This window comes from Streptomyces sp. NPDC029674, from assembly GCF_044903205.1.
Lineage (GTDB): Bacteria > Actinomycetota > Actinomycetes > Streptomycetales > Streptomycetaceae > Streptomyces.
In genome coordinates this window covers 628,532-645,616 of sequence record NZ_JBJDPY010000004.1, presented here as the reverse complement: position 1 = coordinate 645,616, position 17,085 = coordinate 628,532, and the positions used below count along the sequence as shown (strand labels likewise).

The window sequence follows — 17,085 nt, the reverse complement described above, 5'->3', positions numbered from 1 at the left end:
CCTTTCGGTGAATTGCGTTCTGCTTTTCGACGGACTTCCGGCATCCGCTCGGAGTGCTTTTGGCTCTCCCCGCCTCGCCGGTGCCCTTACTCTGGCAACTCGCCGTCCCCTTCGGAAGGGGGATCCGGTGGACGGAACATGTTGTGTCCTATCCCGTCCACGGGTGACGGGGACGCCATGCGGTCCCAGAACTCCGGAATCAGCACCACTCCGCAGGACGCCATCCGGAAGGGCGCCAAGGGGAAATGCGCGGCGAGTGATCGCAAGCACAGGGCCGCGGCCCTCAGTTCCGCGACGGCCAGGCTCGGCGCGGTCAGGAAGAGGCCGACCACGGGCCCGCCGGGCCCGTCCGGGTCCACGCTGACGTGCTCCAGACCGTCTCCCGGCTCGGCGCAGGAGGTCACGGCAGCCCCCGTCCCCGCCGGCAGCGGCACATCAGCGGGCCCGTCCAGACGGACATGCACGAGATACATGGCTCCCCCTTCACCATCACCCTTGTTCCTGTGCTCGGCCGGTACTCCTTGTGCTCGGCCGATGTTCCTGTGCTCGGCCGATACTCCTTGTGCTCGGCCGACGGCGGTCCCGGACGCGAACGGTCCCGCGCACCCGCCGGTCGCGCCCGCGCGGGCAGCGCCCCTTGCGTTCACTCGACGGCAGGCGGCCAGGTCCGTACCGGCGCGGACCACGACGACAGCGTAGGTGAGGCACGTGTTCCTCACAGCGCGGCCCGGTTCACCGGCAGTTGACACCCAGGCCGTCCGTCCGTCATCCGACGCACTATTGATACACCACCCGCAAAGTCGCGGTGCCCTTTCCCCAGGGCCGCCGTCTGATGGTTTCGTGGCTGGCCGATGAATGCAGTGGCCGATACCGGCCAGGCCGAAGGGGTTGCTGGGGGCCGTTCCCCGATCGCATCGTGTTCTGAGCGTGCGACGCCACGAATTCCACGGAGATCCGGGAATTCAGGGCGGGTCGATGCCGTCACCCTGTACCGATTCCCTTGACGCGACTCGTGACTTCGCAGCCCGAAGAGAGCTGAACGACCGGCGGAGACGTAGCCTTTATGACGAATGCCTTGACCTCAGCGGCGCCCGTCCGCCCTTCGCCCCTGGCGTTCCGCGTCTTCCTCGGCGGGCAGAGCGTCTCGCTGATCGGCGACGGCCTCGCGATCCTCGCGATCCCCCTGCTCGTCCTCGAGGTCAGCGGATCCCCGTACGCGGCGGTGATGGCCGCCATCCCGCGGACCGTCGGCTATCTGCTGGTCGGCCTGCCCGCCGGTGCGCTGGTGGACCGGCTCAACCCCCGTAACGTCATGCTGACCATGGACGTCGTACGGTTCGGGGTCTTCCTCTCCCTCGCCGTACTCGCGGCCACCTCGCAGCTCGCCGTCCCGGTCATCCTCGCCCTCGCGTTCGTCGCGGCGGGGGCCGGCGTGTTCTTCGAGACCGCGCTGACCGTGGCGGTGCGGGATCTGGTCGAGGAGGAACGCCTGGTCCGTACGAACTCGCTTCTGGAGGCCGCGAATCAGAGCGCGCAGATCGTCGGCCCGGGACTGGTCGGCGTACTTTCGGCACTCTGGGGCCTCCAGGTCGCCCTCCTGGTCAACGCCTGCACCTTCGCGGTGTCCTTCGTTTCCGTCCTGCATGTACTGCGCGGCAAGGGCCGGGCGAGCCGGGCCCCCTCCCCGCCGCTGCGCGAGGCCCTGCGCGGAGTGTGGGGCGACCTGGCCGAGGGCTTCCGCTGTCTGCGGTCCCTGCGTGTCGTGCTCGTGGTGACCTGCTTGCAGGCAAGCGCCAATCTCTTCCTCGCCGTCGGCTACCTCCTGGTCTTCTACCTGCGCGACACCCTCCACCTCGGCGCCTCCGAGGCGAGTGCCGTCGTCGCGGCAGGCGGCGTGGGCGGGGTGCTCGGCACCGCGGTGGCGCTCCGGCTCGGCCGCAGGATGCGGCACGAGACCCTCATCGCACTCAGCGCGGCCTGTCTGGGGACCACACTGGCGTCCCTGGGGGTGGCGACCTCCCTGGTCCCGCTGCTGGTGCTGAATCTGCTGCTCGGGGGTTCCACGGTGACAGCGGTGGTACTCATCCGCACGCTGCGCCAACGCCTGGTGCCACGCGCCCTGTTGGGCCGGGTCACCGCCACGGCCAAGGTGGCCGCGCTGGCGGCGAGCCCGGTCGGAGCCCTCGCGGGCGGTGCGCTCACCACGCTCAATCACGGCGATCCCCGCCCGGTGTTCCTGGCAGCCGGTGTCCTCAGCGTCCTGACGACCGCGGCCGCCTGGGCACTGGGGCTGCGGACCGGGTCACGCTCTCCGTCCGGCACGGAACAGGGGCCCACCGCGCCCGGGGCGTCCGCCACACCCGTACCGGAGGCCGACGGGGCCGCCAAGGCGCCCTGATCGACGGCGTCACCTCACACTCCCCCGCGACAGGCCCCCGTCCCGCGAACGGGGCGGTCCCCGAGACCGTCACCCCGAATACCCTGCTCCCCGCCGCCCGTTACGCCCCGTTCATCCGGCTGCCCTACCGGCCGAGGGCCGACCCGAGGGCCGGCCCGAGGGCTCGGCACCACACCACCCGTCCGCGCGGCGCCTGCCGAAGGCCAAGCCGTCGTAAAGAATGCACCTTCGCGGCAGGCTTGATTAGAGCCCCGCACCTGGCACGACATCACGGGCACGATCGGGCCGGAGGCCGCGCGCCCGCGGCCCGCGAAGTCGTCGTGGGCCGCGGGCGTTTCGGCATCCGTCATGGTCAGCCCGGCCCTCCATGTGCCGGACAGAGCCACTACGTCCCGGACGACCTGTCGGCCGAACGGCGGGAGCCGCCTTCACGGAGCCGGTCCTGCACAGTGGCGGCCGGGTTCAGCAGCCCCGTAAGGATGGGTTCGCGGGCCGAAAGGCGACCTTGACAAGATCACTCACGCATCGGAAGTTCACTCCATGCGCTATGCACACACCAGAAGATGTCGCACCGTGTCCGAAGGACCACCCGGAGGCTGATCGCCCGGTTGATCCGACCGTCGCGGAGACCACCGCGCCTCCCCTCCCCCACGCCTTTCCGGACACGTTCACCAATCGGGAGACACACCTCATGCTGGCCGCACTCGGACTCGACACGGACACCGAACGCGTCTACCGCGCCATGCTGGACCATCGTGACGACGGGATATCCGCACTGTCCCAGCGACTCGCACTGCCGGAGGACCGGTTACGCAACTGCCTCGACCGGCTCCATTCCCTCGCACTCGTCCGGCCGTCAGCCAAGGCCGACAGCGCCTTCCGGGTACTGGGCCCGGAACAGGCCATGAAGCTGCTGCTCGCCCGCCAGCAGGCCGAACTCGCGGCCCACCAGGAGCGTCTGGAGACCGCGAGGGTCGCGGCCGCGCAACTCATCGCGGAGTGCGCCTCCCTGCACAGACCCTCGGCCGGCTTCCACACCGAGGAGCTGACCGGCGCGGAGGAGATACGCGACCGGCTCGCCCGACTCGCCTCCGAGGTCCGCCACGAGATCATGACCCTCGCTCCGGGCGGCGCCCATTCGGAGAGCGACCTGGAAGCCAGCCGCAAACCGAATGCGACCCTGCTGGACCGCGGTGTCACCGTACGGACCATCTACCTCGACAGCATCCGCAACCACCAGCCCACGCTCCGGCACGTCCAGTGGCTCCACGAGCGCGGCGGCCACGTCCGCACCGCTCCCAGCCTGCCGATCCGCATGATCATCGCGGACCGGACCGAGGCCGTCCTCCCCCTGGACCCCGCGGACGCGAGCTGCGGCGCCGTGGTCCTCACCGGGCAGGGCGTCATCACCGCCCTGTGCGAGCTGTTCGACAGCACCTGGCAGGCCGCGAACCCCTTGGTGCCCACGGTGGAACGGGACACCGACGGCCTCACCCCGCAGCACCGCGAGGCCCTCCGGCTGCTCGCCCAGGGGCTGAAGGACGATGCGATCGCCAAGCGCCTCGGCGTCTCCACCCGCACCGCCCGCCGCTTCGCGGCCGAACTCATGGACGCGCTCCAGGCACGCAGCCGCTTCGAGGCGGGCGTCCACGCGGTCCAGAACGGCTGGCTCCCCGCGCACCGCACCTGACGGCCCGGCGGCGATCGCGCCACCGTTGGGCTGCCGGACATCAACCGAGGGGCGACCGTCGACTCGAGTCACCGCCCCTCCTCGCACCCCCTCCCGTCCCTCCCCCTCGTCAACGGCCGTCACCGCACCACCAATTCGGCCAAGCGGGCAAGGATGGCGTCGATCTCATCCGGTGTGAGGGGTACGAGTTCGAACAGCAGCTCCTGCGCATCCCGCCGGCCGGGCATGGCCCAGATCGACGGTGACCCCGCTCGCAGCGCTTCGTCCAGAGCGGCCGAGTCCATGGCCGCCACGGCGGGATCCACCACCAGCCGGGCGCGGGCGAAGGGCAGGCCGGTCGGGTCGGTCACGGACGACGCGGTGATGCCCCGGACGGCACCCGCCCGCTCGACGAAGTCCGCCACCTTGTCCGCCTGCTGCTGCCGCCACACCGCCATGTCCAGCTCCTGACGCGCCTCGAGCGCGGCGAGGACGCCGATCACCGCCTCCTTGCTCGCCTTCATCGCACGGCCGATGCCCCGTTCCTGCGCCCGCACCGCCGCCACCGGGCCGGCCCGGCCCACCACCAGACCCGCGGTCGGGGAACCCAGGTACTTCTGGCCACTGATGGCCACCAAGTCCGCTCCGGTGGCGAGCAGTTCACCGATCCTGAAGTCCTGCGCGGCACCATCGACGACGACGGGAACCCCGCGACGATGAGCGACCGCCACGGCGTCGGCCGGCTCGGCACCGGCCCCGCGCACGAGACGGGACGACACCAGCAGCAGGCACGCGACGTCCTGTCGCGCGAGACCCGTCTCCAGATCCTCCAGCGTGAACCCCGTCTCCGTCCCCACGAGAACCGGGACCGCACCCGCCAGCCGGACGGCCTGCACGATGGGGTGTCCATAGTTGACCGCGTGTGCCGCCGGAAGGACGACCGCGCCGGGCATACCGGTCGTGTCCGGCAGCGCCTCGACGCGCTCCGGGGACTCCCCCGTCATCGCGGCGGCGACCGCGAGAGTGATCGCTGAGGCCGTGCAGTGCACGACGGTCCCCGCCTCCGCCCCGGTGAACCGAGCGAGGGCCCGGTCGGCCGCCTCTTGCAATTCATCCATCACGAAGAACTCCGACAGCGCCCCGGCGACCGCGGCGCCGACATCGTCCCCACTGCGTGAGACACCGAGGGGCGTGTAGGGCCCTCGTGCGTTGATGACCCGGCTGAGTCCGTATGCGGTGTGCAGTCCCATGGGTGCCATCCTGCCCTCCCCGGGGCGGCGTTCGCGGCGCCCTGCGTCGCGCCCGCCTCCCGCCGGCTCCCTGCGGGCGTTGCCGGAGTCCGTGCGGAGAGTCTCCACTCGAGCAGGCCGTCACCGAAACCATCAAGCTCTCCGGTTCCACCGCCGCCTACGCCGGCATCAACCCCAAGTCGACCAACGACGACCACGGCAGGGAGTTCGACCGGATGATCATCGCCGTCGCCGGGGACGAGGAAGGCGCCATCTCCGTCAACCTGCCCAGCCCGACCCTGATCGACAAGCCGCTGAGCACCAACTGGCACGCCGACCCGGCCGACGCCGTTCCGTTCGGCAGCTGACCCCACGAGCCGTGGGCATAACCGTCCACTCCCGTGCCGGAATTGCCTGCGTGAGCGGAAATGCAGGTCGAAACGTTTCTCCGATTTCTGCATATTGTCGTATTTCTGTTTGCGGCCTTGTCATGCGCTCCGGTTGTGCACATAGCTAGGTGTTGCGTCCATTTCCTGGCCCCGGGGTTCCCGATGAGTCCTGGGCAGGTCGACGGGGCTTCGCGCGCCGTCGACCAGGGAAGCGGGCGGCAATCCTCAACCCGAGGAGAAGTCATGAAGAAGGCCTACGAAGCGCCGACACTCGTCCGGCTCGGGACATTCCGGAAGAAGACCGGGCTGCTGCAGCGGTCCGGCAATGACCGGCTCGTCCTGAGCAAGAACTGACGACCGACGGTCCTTGACCCGACGTCATGACTGAATTGCACGAGAGTGCGGGGACGGGCCCCGGCGACGCGCACTTCGCGGTCTTCACCGACCGCGAGGACGCGGCCGCCGTGGCCCGGTCCTTCACCCGCTCCGGAACCCGCGAGACACGCGTCCTCGAACACCCGTCAGGTCGGCCGTGGCTGGTGGGGCAGTGGGACGACCAGGAGATCGTCACGGCACGCGCCGGACGCACCGCACTGGCCGTCGTCGGCTGCTGCCCCGTCGACGCCGCCGAGCTGAGAGCCAGGGCAGGCCGGTTGCGCGACCTCGCGGAGCTGGACACGTGGGCCCGCTCCCTGCCCGGCAGCTTCCACCTCGTCGCTGCCATGGACGGACAACTCAGGGTGCGCGGCACCGCGTCCGGGCTCCGGCTGGTCTTCCACGCCGCCGTGGACGGCGTGCGGGTGGCCGCCACCCGCGCCGACGTCCTCGCCGCCGCGCTGGGCCACGACCCCGAGGAGGAGCAGCTCGCCGTCCGGCTGCTGTGGCCGGTGCCCTATCCACTCTTCGAGGCGTCCCTGTGGCGTGCCGTCACCGCCGTACCGCCGCAGGACGCGCTGACCGTCGCCGCGGACGGACGGACCGTACGCCACTCGAGGTGGTGGACCCCGCCGGAGCCGGTCCGCACGCTCGCCGACGGCGCCCCGCTGGTCCGCGAGGCCCTCATCGCGGCCGTCGACGCCCGTACCCGGCAAGGCGGCGTGATCAGCTGCGACTTGTCCGGGGGCCTGGACTCCACCTCCCTCTGCTTCCTGGCCGACCGGTCGCCCGCCAAGGTGGTGGCCAGCACGTGGCCGGGACGCGATCCGGCCGATACCGACCTGCACTGGGCGAGGCAGGCCACGAAGCACCTGCCGGACGTCGAGCACGTGGTGTGGGACGCCGACGCCTCACCGCTGGTCTACGACGACCTGCTCGGCATCGACGACCTGCTGGACGAACCGACCATCGGCGTCATGGACCGTTCGCGGGTGCTGCACCACCTGCCAGGAATGGCGGAACGCGGCAGCCGCCTGCATCTCACGGGCATCGGCGGCGACCACGTGGCCTGGTGCTCCGAGGCGTACTACCACCGACTGGCCCGCACCCGCCCGCTGTTCGCGCTGCGGCAGCTGCGCGGCTTCCGGGCCCTGTGGCAGTGGCCGCTCGGCGCCACCGTCCGCGCCCTGGCCGACTCCCGCCCCTACGGCAGGAGCCTCGCCGACGCCGCCGGCCACTTGCGCGAACCGCTTCCCGCCACCGCCACCACCAGCCTCGGGTGGGGCATGCCGCCACGCCTCTTCGACTGGGTCACGCCCGACGCCGAACACATGGTCAGGCGGGCGCTGCGGGAAGCCGCTTCGACGGTCGTGCCGCTGCACCCGGACCGCGGCCTGCACACCGACCTGGAACAGATCCGCTCCTGCACACGCATCATCCGCCAGTGGGACCGGATGGCGGCCCGCGCCGGCGTGCCCATGGCGTCGCCGTTCCTCGACGACCGGGTCATCGACGCGTGCCTGGCGATCCGGCCGGACGAACGCGTCACGCCCTGGGCGTACAAGCCGGTCCTCACCGCCGCGATGCGCGGCATCGTGCCGGAGACGTGCCTGCGGCGCACCACCAAGGCCGCCGCCGCCATGGACGCCGCCGACGGACTGCGCAGGCACCGTGCCGACCTGCTGGCCCTGTGGGAGGACTCCCGACTGGAGCAACTCGGCCTGGTCGACGGCAAGGCGCTGCGTCACCTCGCGCAGCGGCCCTCCGCCCCCGGACTGCGCGACGCCATCCTCTACTCCACCATCGCCGCCGAAGTATGGCTGCGCGGCACGTCCCGCGCCCGCGCCCGTTGAGCCCGTCACCGGAGAAAGGCAGTCACCCACCATGGCACTGCGGTTCGGCCCCGATGTCTCCACCACGGAGACCGACTACGGCACCGTCCTCCTGGACCAGCGCAGCGGAAACTACTGGGAGCTCAACCCCACCGGCACCCTGGTGGTGAAGACCCTTCTCGACGGCGGCGACGAAACAGCGGCCGTCGACGCGCTCGTCACGCAGTTCGACATCGGCCGGGCCCGCGCGGAGCAGGACGTCACGGTCCTCGTGCGGGAGCTGCGGGAGTCGGGGCTGGCCTCATGACGACACCGAGCGCCCTGGAACGGCCCACGGGCGTCCCCTTCACCCGGCGGCTGGCCGCCCGCCTCGTGCTGCTTCCCGCCGTCGGGCTCTCGTTCCTGCCTCCGCGCCGGATCCGTGCCGTCCTGGATGTCGTACGCCGCGGAGCCACGCCGGCCACCGCGGCACAGGCCAAGAGCGCCCGGGACGCGATGTGCGCGGTCAGCCTGCTCTGCGCCGGTCCGAAGGGCTGTCTGCCCCGCTCGCTGGGCGCCGCCCTGCTGTGCCGGCTGACGGGCGGCTGGGCCACGTGGTGCACCGGCGCGAGCGTGGTGCCACCCTTCAACGCGCACGCGTGGCTCGAGGCGGAGGGCCGCCCCATCGGTGAGGACGTGCCCGACGACTACTTCGCGCGGCTGCTCGCGGTGGAGCCGCCGACCTCGAACCGGCCGTCCCGCCGATGACGGAGTCCCGGGCGCAGCCGGACCGTCGGGCGCGTGAGGAGGCCCCCGCGAAGGCGCCGGACCGTTCGACACGGGCCGCGGTCGCCACCATGTACCGGCTCACCACCGGGCACCGGGCCTCCGTCATCGTGGCCACCGTGCTCACCCTCGCCGGCTCCGCCCTCGGGCTCGCCCAGCCCCTGGTCGCCAAGCAGATCGTGGACGCGAGCGGGCACGGGCGGGCGTACTGGCCCCTGTTGCTGGCCCTGGCCCTGCTGTTCGTCAGCGAGGCGGCCACCGGCGCCGTCGGCCGCTTCGTCCTGGAACGCATGGGCGAAAGAGTCGTACGACAACTCCGCCACGGCCTGGTCGCGCGACTGCTGCGGCTGGAGATGCGGGAGTACGACCGGCACCGCACCGGCGACCTGATCTCCCGCGTGACCACCGACACCACCCTGCTGCGGGAAGTGGTCTCCCAGGCCCTCGTCGACCTCGTCACGGGAGCCCTCGTCGCGGCCGGCGCAATCGCCCTCATGCTGTGGATCGACCCCCTGCTGCTGGCCCTGGTCGCCCTGACCGTGGCCACCGCGGCCGCCGTCGTGGCCTCGCTCCTGAAGGGCATCCGCGCCGCGTCGGAGCACATGCAGACGTCCGTCGGCGCGATCGCCGCCGACCTCGAGCGCGCCCTCGGCGCCCTGCCGATGGTCCGCGTCCACCGGGCGGAGGACCGCGAAGCGCGGCGCATCGGTGAGCGCGTCGAGTCCGCTCACGACGCGGGCGTGCGGACCGCGAAACTCGCGTCCGTGATGAGCCCCGCCGTCGAACTCGCCGTCCAGGGCTCTTTCTTGCTCGTCCTCGTCATCGGCGGCCTGCGCGTCACAGGGCACGCCAACTCCCTCGGCGACCTCGTGGCCTTCCTGCTGTACGCCTCCTACCTCGTCCTGCCCCTGTCCTCGGTCTTCCGCGCGGTCGGCCTCATCCAGCGCGGCATGGGCGCCTACCAGCGCATCGAAGAAGCCCTGCGCCTGCCCACGGAGCCGGCACCGCCCGGCCGGCCGCCCGTGCGGGCCCGCACGGGCGAGGCCACTTCGACAGAGGGGAACGCCCTGGAACTGCGGGACGTCACCTTCGGCTACGACCCCGACCGGCCGGTCCTGCGAGGTGTCACCTTCGCCGTGCCCCACCGGCGCCAGACGGCCCTGGTCGGCCGGTCGGGCGCCGGGAAGAGCACGGTCTTCGCCCTGGCGGCGAGGTTCTACGAACCGGACTCCGGAACCCTGCTCTTCGACGGGCGGCCCGCCACCGAACTGACCCGGGCGGCATGCCGCGCGCGGATCGCCGTCGTCGATCAGAACACCCATGTCGTCCACGGCACCCTGCGCGACAACATCACCTACGCCGTGCCCGACGCCACCGACGCCGAAGTGCGGCGCGTCGTCGAGCTCGCCCGGCTCGATCACGTCGTACGCCGGTTGAGCGGCGGCCTGTCGGGCATGCTCGGCGACCGTGGCAGCACCCTTTCGGGAGGCGAGCGCCAGCGCGTCGCCCTGGCCCGCGCCCTGCTCGCCCGCCCCGCACTGCTCCTGCTCGACGAGCCCACCTCCCACCTCGACGCCATCAACGAGACGGCGCTCACCACGGTGATGAAGGACGTCGCAGGGGAGTGCGCACTGCTGGTGATCGCACACCGGCTCTCCACCGTCCAGCACGCCGACCGGATCGTCGTACTGGACGGTGGCCGCACCTCCGCCGACGGACGCCACGAGGAGTTGCTCACCGGCAGTGCCCTCTACCGCGAACTGGCGGCCGGACAGACGCTCCGCCCGGCCGCCGCACATGGCGTCGGCAACCAGTGAGGCAGGTCCGGCCGCCGGTGCAATGAGCGGATGGAGAACATCCTGAACGCGGAAGCCCGGCTCTCCGACCCCTGTCTCGCATACTTCGCCGACCGCGGGCACACGGGTGTCCGACGTATCGGCGCCGGTGCCGAGGGCGTCGTCCACCGGTTGGGCGGGGGCCGGGCCGCTCACGCGCCGGACTACGAGGCCGTCGTCACCGCGGCGATACAACTACGCGGCAACACGGTCTTCACCGCCTGAAACAGCCGTGGACCACGACCCCCCACCCACCTGGCCGACCCGGCCGGGCCGGCGCGCAGGACCAGATCCGTCGAGTCGGGCCCTTGCCTCAGCAAGGGATCGGTGGCCATGCCTCCAGCGTAGGACCGGCCCGCAAGAGCGCCTCGACCTCATCCGGCCGATGGAGCGCGGCTTCTGACGGCCCGTATCCCTCAGTCGGCGGGCGCGGCGGGCTCCCAGGGCTCGAACCACGGGTCGGGCCACTGCTCGGCGGCGGCCATCAGCGGGTAGAGGGTGGCGCCGTCCAGGCTCTCGCCGGGAGATTCACCCCGGTCCATGACGCCTGGTGGGCCGCCGCCCGCAAGGTCCACGGTGAGAGGGACGGCACCCGAGCACTGATCGCGCTTGCGCGTGCCCGCGCGCCCAGCACGGCTGTTCAGGGCGTCTTGCGGGCGCTAACTCCCTCACCTGATGTCCCGACCTAGCTGGTTTTACATAACGAATTAACAAATCGTGGCAAATGGTCCTCTCGAAAGAGGTGGCTCCAGCTCTGGAGGAGGGCGTCCGACCGCGCGCTGCACCGTGACCGAGAACGGGAGCTGCTGCTGGATCGGACGGGCTGTGCGGTTACCCTCAGCCCACCGCGGCGTCGGCCGTGGCCAAGCCAACGCTTTGGTCTGCGAGGAGTACTTCCGATGGCTCGCACCACCCCGCCACGTCCGCTCGATATCGAGACGCTGTTCCCTGAGGTGGCCAGCTATCGGAAGACGGCCGTTCGCCTGCATCCGCGCCTCGGCGATCCGAGCGCGCGGGAAAGCTCGCTCGGCGGACCCGTGCTCTGGCCGCTCTCGGAGCCCTGGCCCCACTGCGAGGACGACCACCCGCGCACGGCGTTCTCCCCTCCGGCCCAGGGACCGATCCCGCTCGTCCCGGTCCTCCAGCTCTTCGCGGCCGACGTGCCTGGCCTGGCCTTCCCCGGCGCCACCGATCTGCTGCAAGTGCTGTGGTGCCCCTTCGATCACACGGACGGTTACGTTCCCCGCCCCGAGATCTATTGGCGAGACGGATCCCTGAGCGACCTGCAGCCGGCAAACCGGCCCCGCCCGACCGGCGCTGACAACTACTACCTTCCTGACCCATGCGTCCTGCACCCCGAGCGTGTCACCGACTACCCCAACTGGGACCTCCCAGACGAGCTCGCCGCCGCGCTCGAAACCAGATTCGAACAGCTCGAGGAGGAAACCGGCTGGTCCTACTGGTCCCACCTCTCCGTGTCGGACGGCGTCAAGGTCGGCGGGTACCCGACGTGGACCCAGGAGCCCAACTGGCCGACCTGCCCGACATGTCGTGTGCGCATGGAGCATCTCCTGACGATCAGCAGCAACGAGTTCGATGGCGAGAGTTGGCGCACTTGGCTGCCCATCGAGGACACGCCAGTCATGGGAACCATCTGGGATCTTCCATACGAACAGCGCACCCAGATCCAACGCCCCCCTGGGCTCATGCTCGGCGACATGGGCGGCATCTACCTGTTCGAATGCACCAGCTGCTCCGACAGGCCCTTCGCCTACCGCTCAGATTGTTCTTGACTGCGCGCTGCTTCGATCAAAGGGCCATACTCGTGCCCGCAAGGCAGCCGCCGATCACTCGGGGCAGTACAGCAGCATCTTGAGCTCGTGCTCCCGGACCATGGGAAGGGGGGTGTGACGGGGTGGAGCTCGACGACGAGCGGCTGTTGGTGACCGGCATAGCATCACGTGGGGACGAGTGGACGATCTTCCCCGGGGCCCTCCGCCGGAACATCTCCTCCAGCGGACCTTGGCGACCGTCGTACTGAGAGCCCGTCCTCAAACCTCCGATCAAGCCTCTGACCTGAATGGGGGCCGTGGCAAAGCGTTCGGGGAACGGTCGCCGGGATCACCCGAAGGGGAACAGCTGAGGCCTCTATCACCAAGAGCTGCGACAGGGGGAGAAACCAGGAGGCTTGGTCGCATCGTAGACAGCTCACAGTGCTATGCCGTCAAGTCGCCGAGGTCGGGGCCTCGAACGGCGGCAACCCCGCGGTTAGCCTTGCCGCATGACCGAATCGGCTTCTGTCCAGCGCTCTCTGCCGACGTGGGACCAGGTAGTCGCGGTGCGGGACTTCATTCACGGACGGACATACGCTGCCGCGACCTCCACGATCCGTGCCAACGGGGAGCCGCCCCACGCCCCCGGGTCTGATCCGGCGCGCGTGGCAGAAGTCAGTGTGGCCCTGTACGAAGTCACGTCCCACCTGTGCAGTCGCCTGGGGACGGGTCGCCCTGGCCTCATCGCTGAGGCGTCGTGGGGGCCCTCATCTCCATCACCACAGCTTGGCGTGAGGACCCGGAGTTGCCGGAAGGCATGAGGGAGCTGCTCCTGGTCAAGCCGCGGTAACTGCGAGGTCAGGCGTGGCGGGGAACGCGGACTGCTCGTCGAAGAGTTCCCGCTTCTGGAGGCAGTGGTAGAGCTGGCCGATCATGCGGTTGAAGAGATTGCGCTGGGCGGCCGCGTGCCAGTCGCCTTGTTCCCGGCGGCGCCGGTAGTGGGCGTTTGCCCCGGTGGATTCCCGTAGTGAGGCGAAGGCCCAGAGGTAGCCGGCGTGGTTGAGCCGGTCGTTCTTCACCCACCGTCTGGTGATGGCGGAATTCTTGCCCACGGCACGGGTGATGGGTGGAGGAGCCGGCGTAGGCCTTGAGCCCGCGGGCGTCGGCGAAGCGCGAGATCGGCCCGGCCGAATGGCGCGTCCTTCTCGACGCGGGAGCCGTACCGCGCAGCCTGCTGGCCGCCGCCATTACGGTGCACGGTGACCAGGACCCGCTGCCCACTGTGGCCGTCGCCAACGATATCCTGGCTCTCTGGGGCCGCCCCCAGATCATCCAGATCCGCGTCGAGGGCAGCCTCGGAGATCTCGCTCCCATGCCGCCACCGGAGCCGATGGGCGCGCCTAATCGCTGCGCAAACACTAGTACTCCGGTGTGACTTCGTAGTTCCACGTCACGTTGCGCGTGCGCCGGCTACTGGACGTTCTCCTGTCCGATCGCGCGGAGGACATCGGCGAGCCAGACCAGGTGATGGCCCACGGCTCCGTCCGGGTCGGCGAGTAGGTCCTCAAGGTGCTGCCAGGACTCGGACAGCTGCCCGATCGTGATCGTTCTCGGTTCGTTGGGGACGTCGTAGAGTTCGTCGCCCGCAACAGACCAGAAGTAGTCGCGTTCGAGCGCCACAGTGCTGCCGACTGACGCTTCGACTCCCGCCCCCGCCCGCACTAGCCAGGACGGCCGCCCGCGGCCCGCTGGCGCAACCACCCAGGCTCGCGGTCTACCTGCTTTCGTAACATCGCGTCGATGGGGACCGCTTCGACGGCTGACGGCACAAGAGTAACTGCCGAGACGGAGGGCGGGTCAGCCGACAATCCGCCTGTGGAGGATGAGTACGTGACGAGTAGTGGCGCAAGAATGCGAGCTTCCCTGCCGATTGTCATGACGTTCGGCATCGGCATCGCCGCAGTCGGCTGTTCCAGCCCGCCCTCCGATTACAGTCCTCCGGACTCGTTGTGCGGCATAGCAGTCCCTGCGGATCTGCTGAAAGCCGTACTTCCCGCTGGGCAGAACGTATCCGTTCACCCGACCTCCAGCGCCTGGAACAAGCGCTGCCGCCTTCGCGTGGACGGCCACGACGCTTTCTCGGCCACTGTTGAGTGGTGGGGGCATGACGCCACGCTGAGGCGTGTCGCTGAGGACGCTGTTGCTGTCGAACCGTTCGACGAAATGACGAAGGACCATCGCTACATCTACTCGAACACGGGAGCAGTGGGAATTGTGAACTGCGCGAACCATGGCGGGCCCAAGGACAAGCTCTTCGCGTCGGTGCGAGTCACTCATGACGACGCAACCGCATCTGACATGAAGAAGCTCATCACCGCCTACACCGAATCGGCCGCCTCGCCGAAGGAGTGCACCAAAAAGCGGCCATAGTCGCGTAGTTCGGGCTCTTGTCTGAAGAGTGCTGCTGGCGCCCGGCGCCTCCAGCCGGTCGGCTTCGCACCGCAGAGCTGCGGCCTTCTCCAACCACATGCGATCGTCGTCGGGACGCCGGCCAGCGGACACCGGCGACATCCGTCCCTCCAGATCGACGGAGCCTGCACACAACTCGGCACGGACTGCTGGCGCTGGAACTGCGCGCATGGCACCGTCCTCTTCCCGGAAGGCGCAATGTGCGAGCTCTGCACCCTCAATGCCTGCTTCCCGGGCGCCTGAACCTCCCTGCAGGTATGAGCCGAAGGGCGACCGACACCTCCGGCGCCACGACGGCATCATCCTGATGGCCCTGACAATCAGACGGGCGCTCGCCGCGAGGGCGGGGAGGCGGCCTCCTGGGCTGGTCCACGTGCAAGGCGTTCGCCCGCCTCCCTCATGGGCCCCGGGTTCACTTTCCGCTGCAACCGAATTTCTTCACACTCGCTTGCATGTACGCCACCATGAACTTTGCAATATCGCCGCGGAGTTGCGGATCATACTTCGAAGCTGCCGGAAGCTGCATGGTGAGAGTGAAGTAAGATGCGTCGGATTTCTTGCACAAGACGGTAGAAATGGCCCCATCGTTGCCAACAACGGTGTCGTATCTGTCTCTTGTTCGGCGTGATTCCGTCAAGTTGCTGACAGAGGCGACGGATTTCGCGGGCTTCATGGGGTCAACTGGCTCCGGGGACCAAGCGAATCTGAAATCCATGACGGGTTTGGTTTACCCCTGAGGCTGCAACGGAATTGGCGACGGGAGCGTACGCGGCTCGGTCGCACGATCTGTCTCACACGCTCTCTAGTCCAAACCGTATGGAGAATCCATCTCTTGCTCAATGCGATCCATATCGTTCTGGGCCTCCTGCGCTTGGCACCCCGCGAAGACCAGCAACGCAGCACCGACAAAGAAGAGCACCCGCATCCCCGTCATGGCGGCGTCAGACGGCTCATTGGCCTCCGGATTGCGGTACCACCTCGCCCTGAAGCGCCACCACATCTTGCGCTGATCGGCCAAGCCGACAGCCACGAACACAACAGCCATGATGATGGCGAAAATCAGCACACCACTCATCTACGAAGTCCCCCACTCATCTACGAAGTCCCCCACCCATCCCTCGCCGAGCCAGTACCCGAGCCGCCGATGCTATCGGCCCGCGCGTGCGCCGATCGACGGGGGGCTATCGAGCGCCGGCCCCGACGCCTGCGTCAATCGGACAGAGATGCTGCGCACCGTATCCGGTTGCGTGGGCTCACCAACTCGCGGCAGCAGGATGCGGCGCGACTGCGGCGTCAGTACTGACAACTACGACACCGGTGATTTTGTCGGCGAACGTCTGGGACTTGTCATCCCAGCTCGCCCACAGCCAGCCCAAACAGAACACCGGGTAGTTGAGGAACTGGCAGAGCCGACGGGCGAAGGCCAGGGCGCCGCCAGGCGCAAGCCCGTCAGACGTGCGGACGAAGCGGATGCCGAGAACCGTCTTGCCCACGCTCTGCCCGGTACGGCCCTCACGGACCGCCTGCACGATACAGGAACCGATCATGTAGGCAATGCCCACCCAGCTCACGTACATAGCCAGGCCCTCACCGGTATCGCCATCGCCGATCACGTCAGCGATTCCCACCGACAGCCACATCGGCCCGAAGTTGATCAGGCAGTCCAGGAGGAACGCCCCTGCCCGCTGCCTCCAACCCGCGTACGGCGTGTACTCCGGGTTCTGCGAATGCGGGTACTGCAGATACTGCGGGTGAGGGTACTGCTGTGGGGCCCCGGGTATCGGTTGTGCCGCGGGAAAGCCATACGACCCTTGGGGCGCGCTCTCCGGGGGCTGCTGCCGGTAGGGATGGGGGTGGCTCACGTCATAACTCCGGCTCATCGCGTACGCGTGACACAACGTCACCTATCGGTCACTCAGGCTACAAAGGTGTTCTCCGTGGCACTCCAGCGGCCCCCAGAACCCCGGCGCCTTTCCGTGCACCACACCCACCAGGCCCCCGCGCAGCTTCGCCTGCGCAGGCAGCGTCGACCGTCCCGGGCCGCGCACCTGCCTCACCGAGATCCCGGGCGCCGTGGTGCGGTTCGTCCTCAGCAACATCCCGATGCCCGCACGTCGGGTCGGGATATTCGAACTGGGCACGGTGCGGGCCCGTACAACCGCCCAAAGCGGCACAACAGCACGGTAACGATCCAGCAACAGACCTGACCAGAGCGCATCATGCGACGAACGCCGATCAGGGACGAGGCGTCACAGGTGTGCTGTAGTGGGGGGGGGCGCCCCCCCCCCCCCACGGGGGGTGCAGCAGGGGTCCCCAAAAAGGGGGGGCCACCACCCAGGGGGCCCGCGGCCC

The 17,085-nt window shown here is 69.3% G+C and carries 18 protein-coding genes and 1 pseudogene; 12 read left to right on the top strand and 7 right to left on the bottom strand.

The genetic code is table 11. The features are described 5' to 3' along the window. Positions 1 to 86: 86 nt before the first annotated feature. Positions 87 to 473, bottom strand: a complete 387-nt coding sequence (locus ACI2L3_RS13475; protein WP_404752478.1) for a hypothetical protein — start codon at positions 471 to 473, stop codon at positions 87 to 89. A gap of 590 nt (positions 474 to 1,063) precedes the next feature. Between ACI2L3_RS13475 and ACI2L3_RS13470 the strand changes: the two genes are divergently transcribed. Together ACI2L3_RS13470 and ACI2L3_RS13465 are read left to right on the top strand one after the other, a co-directional pair. Continuing rightward, complete coding sequence (locus tag ACI2L3_RS13470; RefSeq protein WP_404752477.1) at positions 1,064 to 2,398, top strand: MFS transporter; 1,335 nt, start codon at positions 1,064 to 1,066, stop codon at positions 2,396 to 2,398. A gap of 691 nt (positions 2,399 to 3,089) precedes the next feature. After that, positions 3,090 to 4,088, top strand: coding sequence for a LuxR C-terminal-related transcriptional regulator (locus tag ACI2L3_RS13465; RefSeq protein WP_404752476.1), 999 nt, complete (start codon positions 3,090 to 3,092; stop codon positions 4,086 to 4,088). A 119-nt stretch (positions 4,089 to 4,207) separates the two neighbouring features. Here ACI2L3_RS13465 and ACI2L3_RS13460 read toward each other — a convergent pair whose 3' ends face one another. Beyond that, positions 4,208 to 5,317 (bottom strand): aminotransferase class V-fold PLP-dependent enzyme, encoded by a 1,110-nt coding sequence (locus ACI2L3_RS13460; protein WP_404752475.1) that lies wholly within the window; start codon positions 5,315 to 5,317, stop codon positions 4,208 to 4,210. A 2-nt stretch (positions 5,318 to 5,319) separates the two neighbouring features. Here ACI2L3_RS13460 and ACI2L3_RS13455 point away from each other — a divergent pair, with 2 nt between their 5' ends. The 7 genes from ACI2L3_RS13455 to ACI2L3_RS13425 all read left to right on the top strand — a co-directional run bounded on the left by ACI2L3_RS13455 (position 5,320) and on the right by ACI2L3_RS13425 (position 10,717). Then, complete coding sequence (locus tag ACI2L3_RS13455) at positions 5,320 to 5,664, top strand: hypothetical protein (protein WP_404752474.1); 345 nt, start codon at positions 5,320 to 5,322, stop codon at positions 5,662 to 5,664. 264 nt (positions 5,665 to 5,928) lie between these two features. Beyond that, a complete protein-coding gene (locus ACI2L3_RS13450; protein WP_176165153.1) occupies positions 5,929 to 6,039 on the top strand; it encodes a keywimysin-related RiPP in 111 nt (36 codons plus the stop codon). Between the two features lie 26 nt (positions 6,040 to 6,065). Next, positions 6,066 to 7,913 carry a lasso peptide isopeptide bond-forming cyclase gene (locus ACI2L3_RS13445; protein WP_404752473.1) on the top strand — a complete coding sequence of 616 codons (1,848 nt, stop codon included), beginning with the start codon at positions 6,066 to 6,068 and terminating at the stop codon, positions 7,911 to 7,913. 31 nt (positions 7,914 to 7,944) lie between these two features. Further along, complete coding sequence (locus ACI2L3_RS13440; protein WP_404752472.1) at positions 7,945 to 8,199, top strand: lasso peptide biosynthesis PqqD family chaperone; 255 nt, start codon at positions 7,945 to 7,947, stop codon at positions 8,197 to 8,199. Continuing rightward, positions 8,196 to 8,639 carry a lasso peptide biosynthesis B2 protein gene (locus tag ACI2L3_RS13435; protein ID WP_404752471.1) on the top strand — a complete coding sequence of 148 codons (444 nt, stop codon included), beginning with the start codon at positions 8,196 to 8,198 and terminating at the stop codon, positions 8,637 to 8,639. The genes ACI2L3_RS13440 and ACI2L3_RS13435 overlap by 4 nt, the downstream gene beginning before the upstream one ends. An 89-nt stretch (positions 8,640 to 8,728) precedes the next feature. Continuing rightward, the gene (locus ACI2L3_RS13430; protein ID WP_404752522.1) at positions 8,729 to 10,474 is read left to right on the top strand and encodes an ABC transporter ATP-binding protein; all 1,746 of its coding nucleotides are present in this window, start codon (positions 8,729 to 8,731) and stop codon (positions 10,472 to 10,474) included. Between the two features lie 30 nt (positions 10,475 to 10,504). Continuing rightward, the gene (locus tag ACI2L3_RS13425; protein WP_404752470.1) at positions 10,505 to 10,717 is read left to right on the top strand and encodes a hypothetical protein; all 213 of its coding nucleotides are present in this window, start codon (positions 10,505 to 10,507) and stop codon (positions 10,715 to 10,717) included. A gap of 191 nt (positions 10,718 to 10,908) precedes the next feature. Here the strand turns inward: ACI2L3_RS13425 and ACI2L3_RS13420 are convergent, their stop codons facing one another. Next, positions 10,909 to 11,034 carry a hypothetical protein gene (locus tag ACI2L3_RS13420; protein WP_404752469.1) on the bottom strand — a complete coding sequence of 42 codons (126 nt, stop codon included), beginning with the start codon at positions 11,032 to 11,034 and terminating at the stop codon, positions 10,909 to 10,911. A gap of 357 nt (positions 11,035 to 11,391) precedes the next feature. Between ACI2L3_RS13420 and ACI2L3_RS13415 the strand changes: the two genes are divergently transcribed. Continuing rightward, entirely contained in the window at positions 11,392 to 12,285 is an 894-nt protein-coding gene (locus ACI2L3_RS13415; RefSeq protein ID WP_404752468.1) for a DUF1963 domain-containing protein, read from the top strand. Between the two features lie 815 nt (positions 12,286 to 13,100). On the opposite strand, the pseudogene ACI2L3_RS13410 reads toward ACI2L3_RS13415, so the two are convergent. Continuing rightward, positions 13,101 to 13,440: pseudogene (locus ACI2L3_RS13410) on the bottom strand (IS110 family transposase); the annotation flags it as partial. Between ACI2L3_RS13410 and ACI2L3_RS13405 the strand changes: the two are divergent. Further along, positions 13,412 to 13,699, top strand: a complete 288-nt coding sequence (locus ACI2L3_RS13405) for a hypothetical protein (RefSeq protein WP_404752524.1) — start codon at positions 13,412 to 13,414, stop codon at positions 13,697 to 13,699. The pseudogene ACI2L3_RS13410 and the gene ACI2L3_RS13405 overlap by 29 nt on opposite strands. A gap of 35 nt (positions 13,700 to 13,734) precedes the next feature. Here ACI2L3_RS13405 and ACI2L3_RS13400 read toward each other — a convergent pair whose 3' ends face one another. After that, on the bottom strand, positions 13,735 to 13,944 hold the full coding sequence (locus ACI2L3_RS13400) for a hypothetical protein (protein ID WP_404752467.1): 210 nt from the start codon (positions 13,942 to 13,944) through the stop codon (positions 13,735 to 13,737). 195 nt (positions 13,945 to 14,139) lie between these two features. On the opposite strand from ACI2L3_RS13400, the gene ACI2L3_RS13395 reads away from it, so the two are divergent. Then, the gene (locus tag ACI2L3_RS13395; RefSeq protein WP_404752466.1) at positions 14,140 to 14,694 is read left to right on the top strand and encodes a hypothetical protein; all 555 of its coding nucleotides are present in this window, start codon (positions 14,140 to 14,142) and stop codon (positions 14,692 to 14,694) included. Positions 14,695 to 15,535: 841 nt separating this feature from the next. Here the strand turns inward: ACI2L3_RS13395 and ACI2L3_RS13390 are convergent. Both ACI2L3_RS13390 and ACI2L3_RS13385 read right to left on the bottom strand, forming a co-directional pair. After that, entirely contained in the window at positions 15,536 to 15,808 is a 273-nt protein-coding gene (locus ACI2L3_RS13390) for a hypothetical protein (RefSeq protein ID WP_404752465.1), read from the bottom strand. Positions 15,809 to 15,986: 178 nt separating this feature from the next. Continuing rightward, positions 15,987 to 16,613: an RDD family protein gene (locus ACI2L3_RS13385; RefSeq protein WP_404752464.1), complete on the bottom strand. Its 627-nt coding sequence runs from the start codon at positions 16,611 to 16,613 to the stop codon at positions 15,987 to 15,989. Positions 16,614 to 17,085 lie beyond the last annotated feature (472 nt).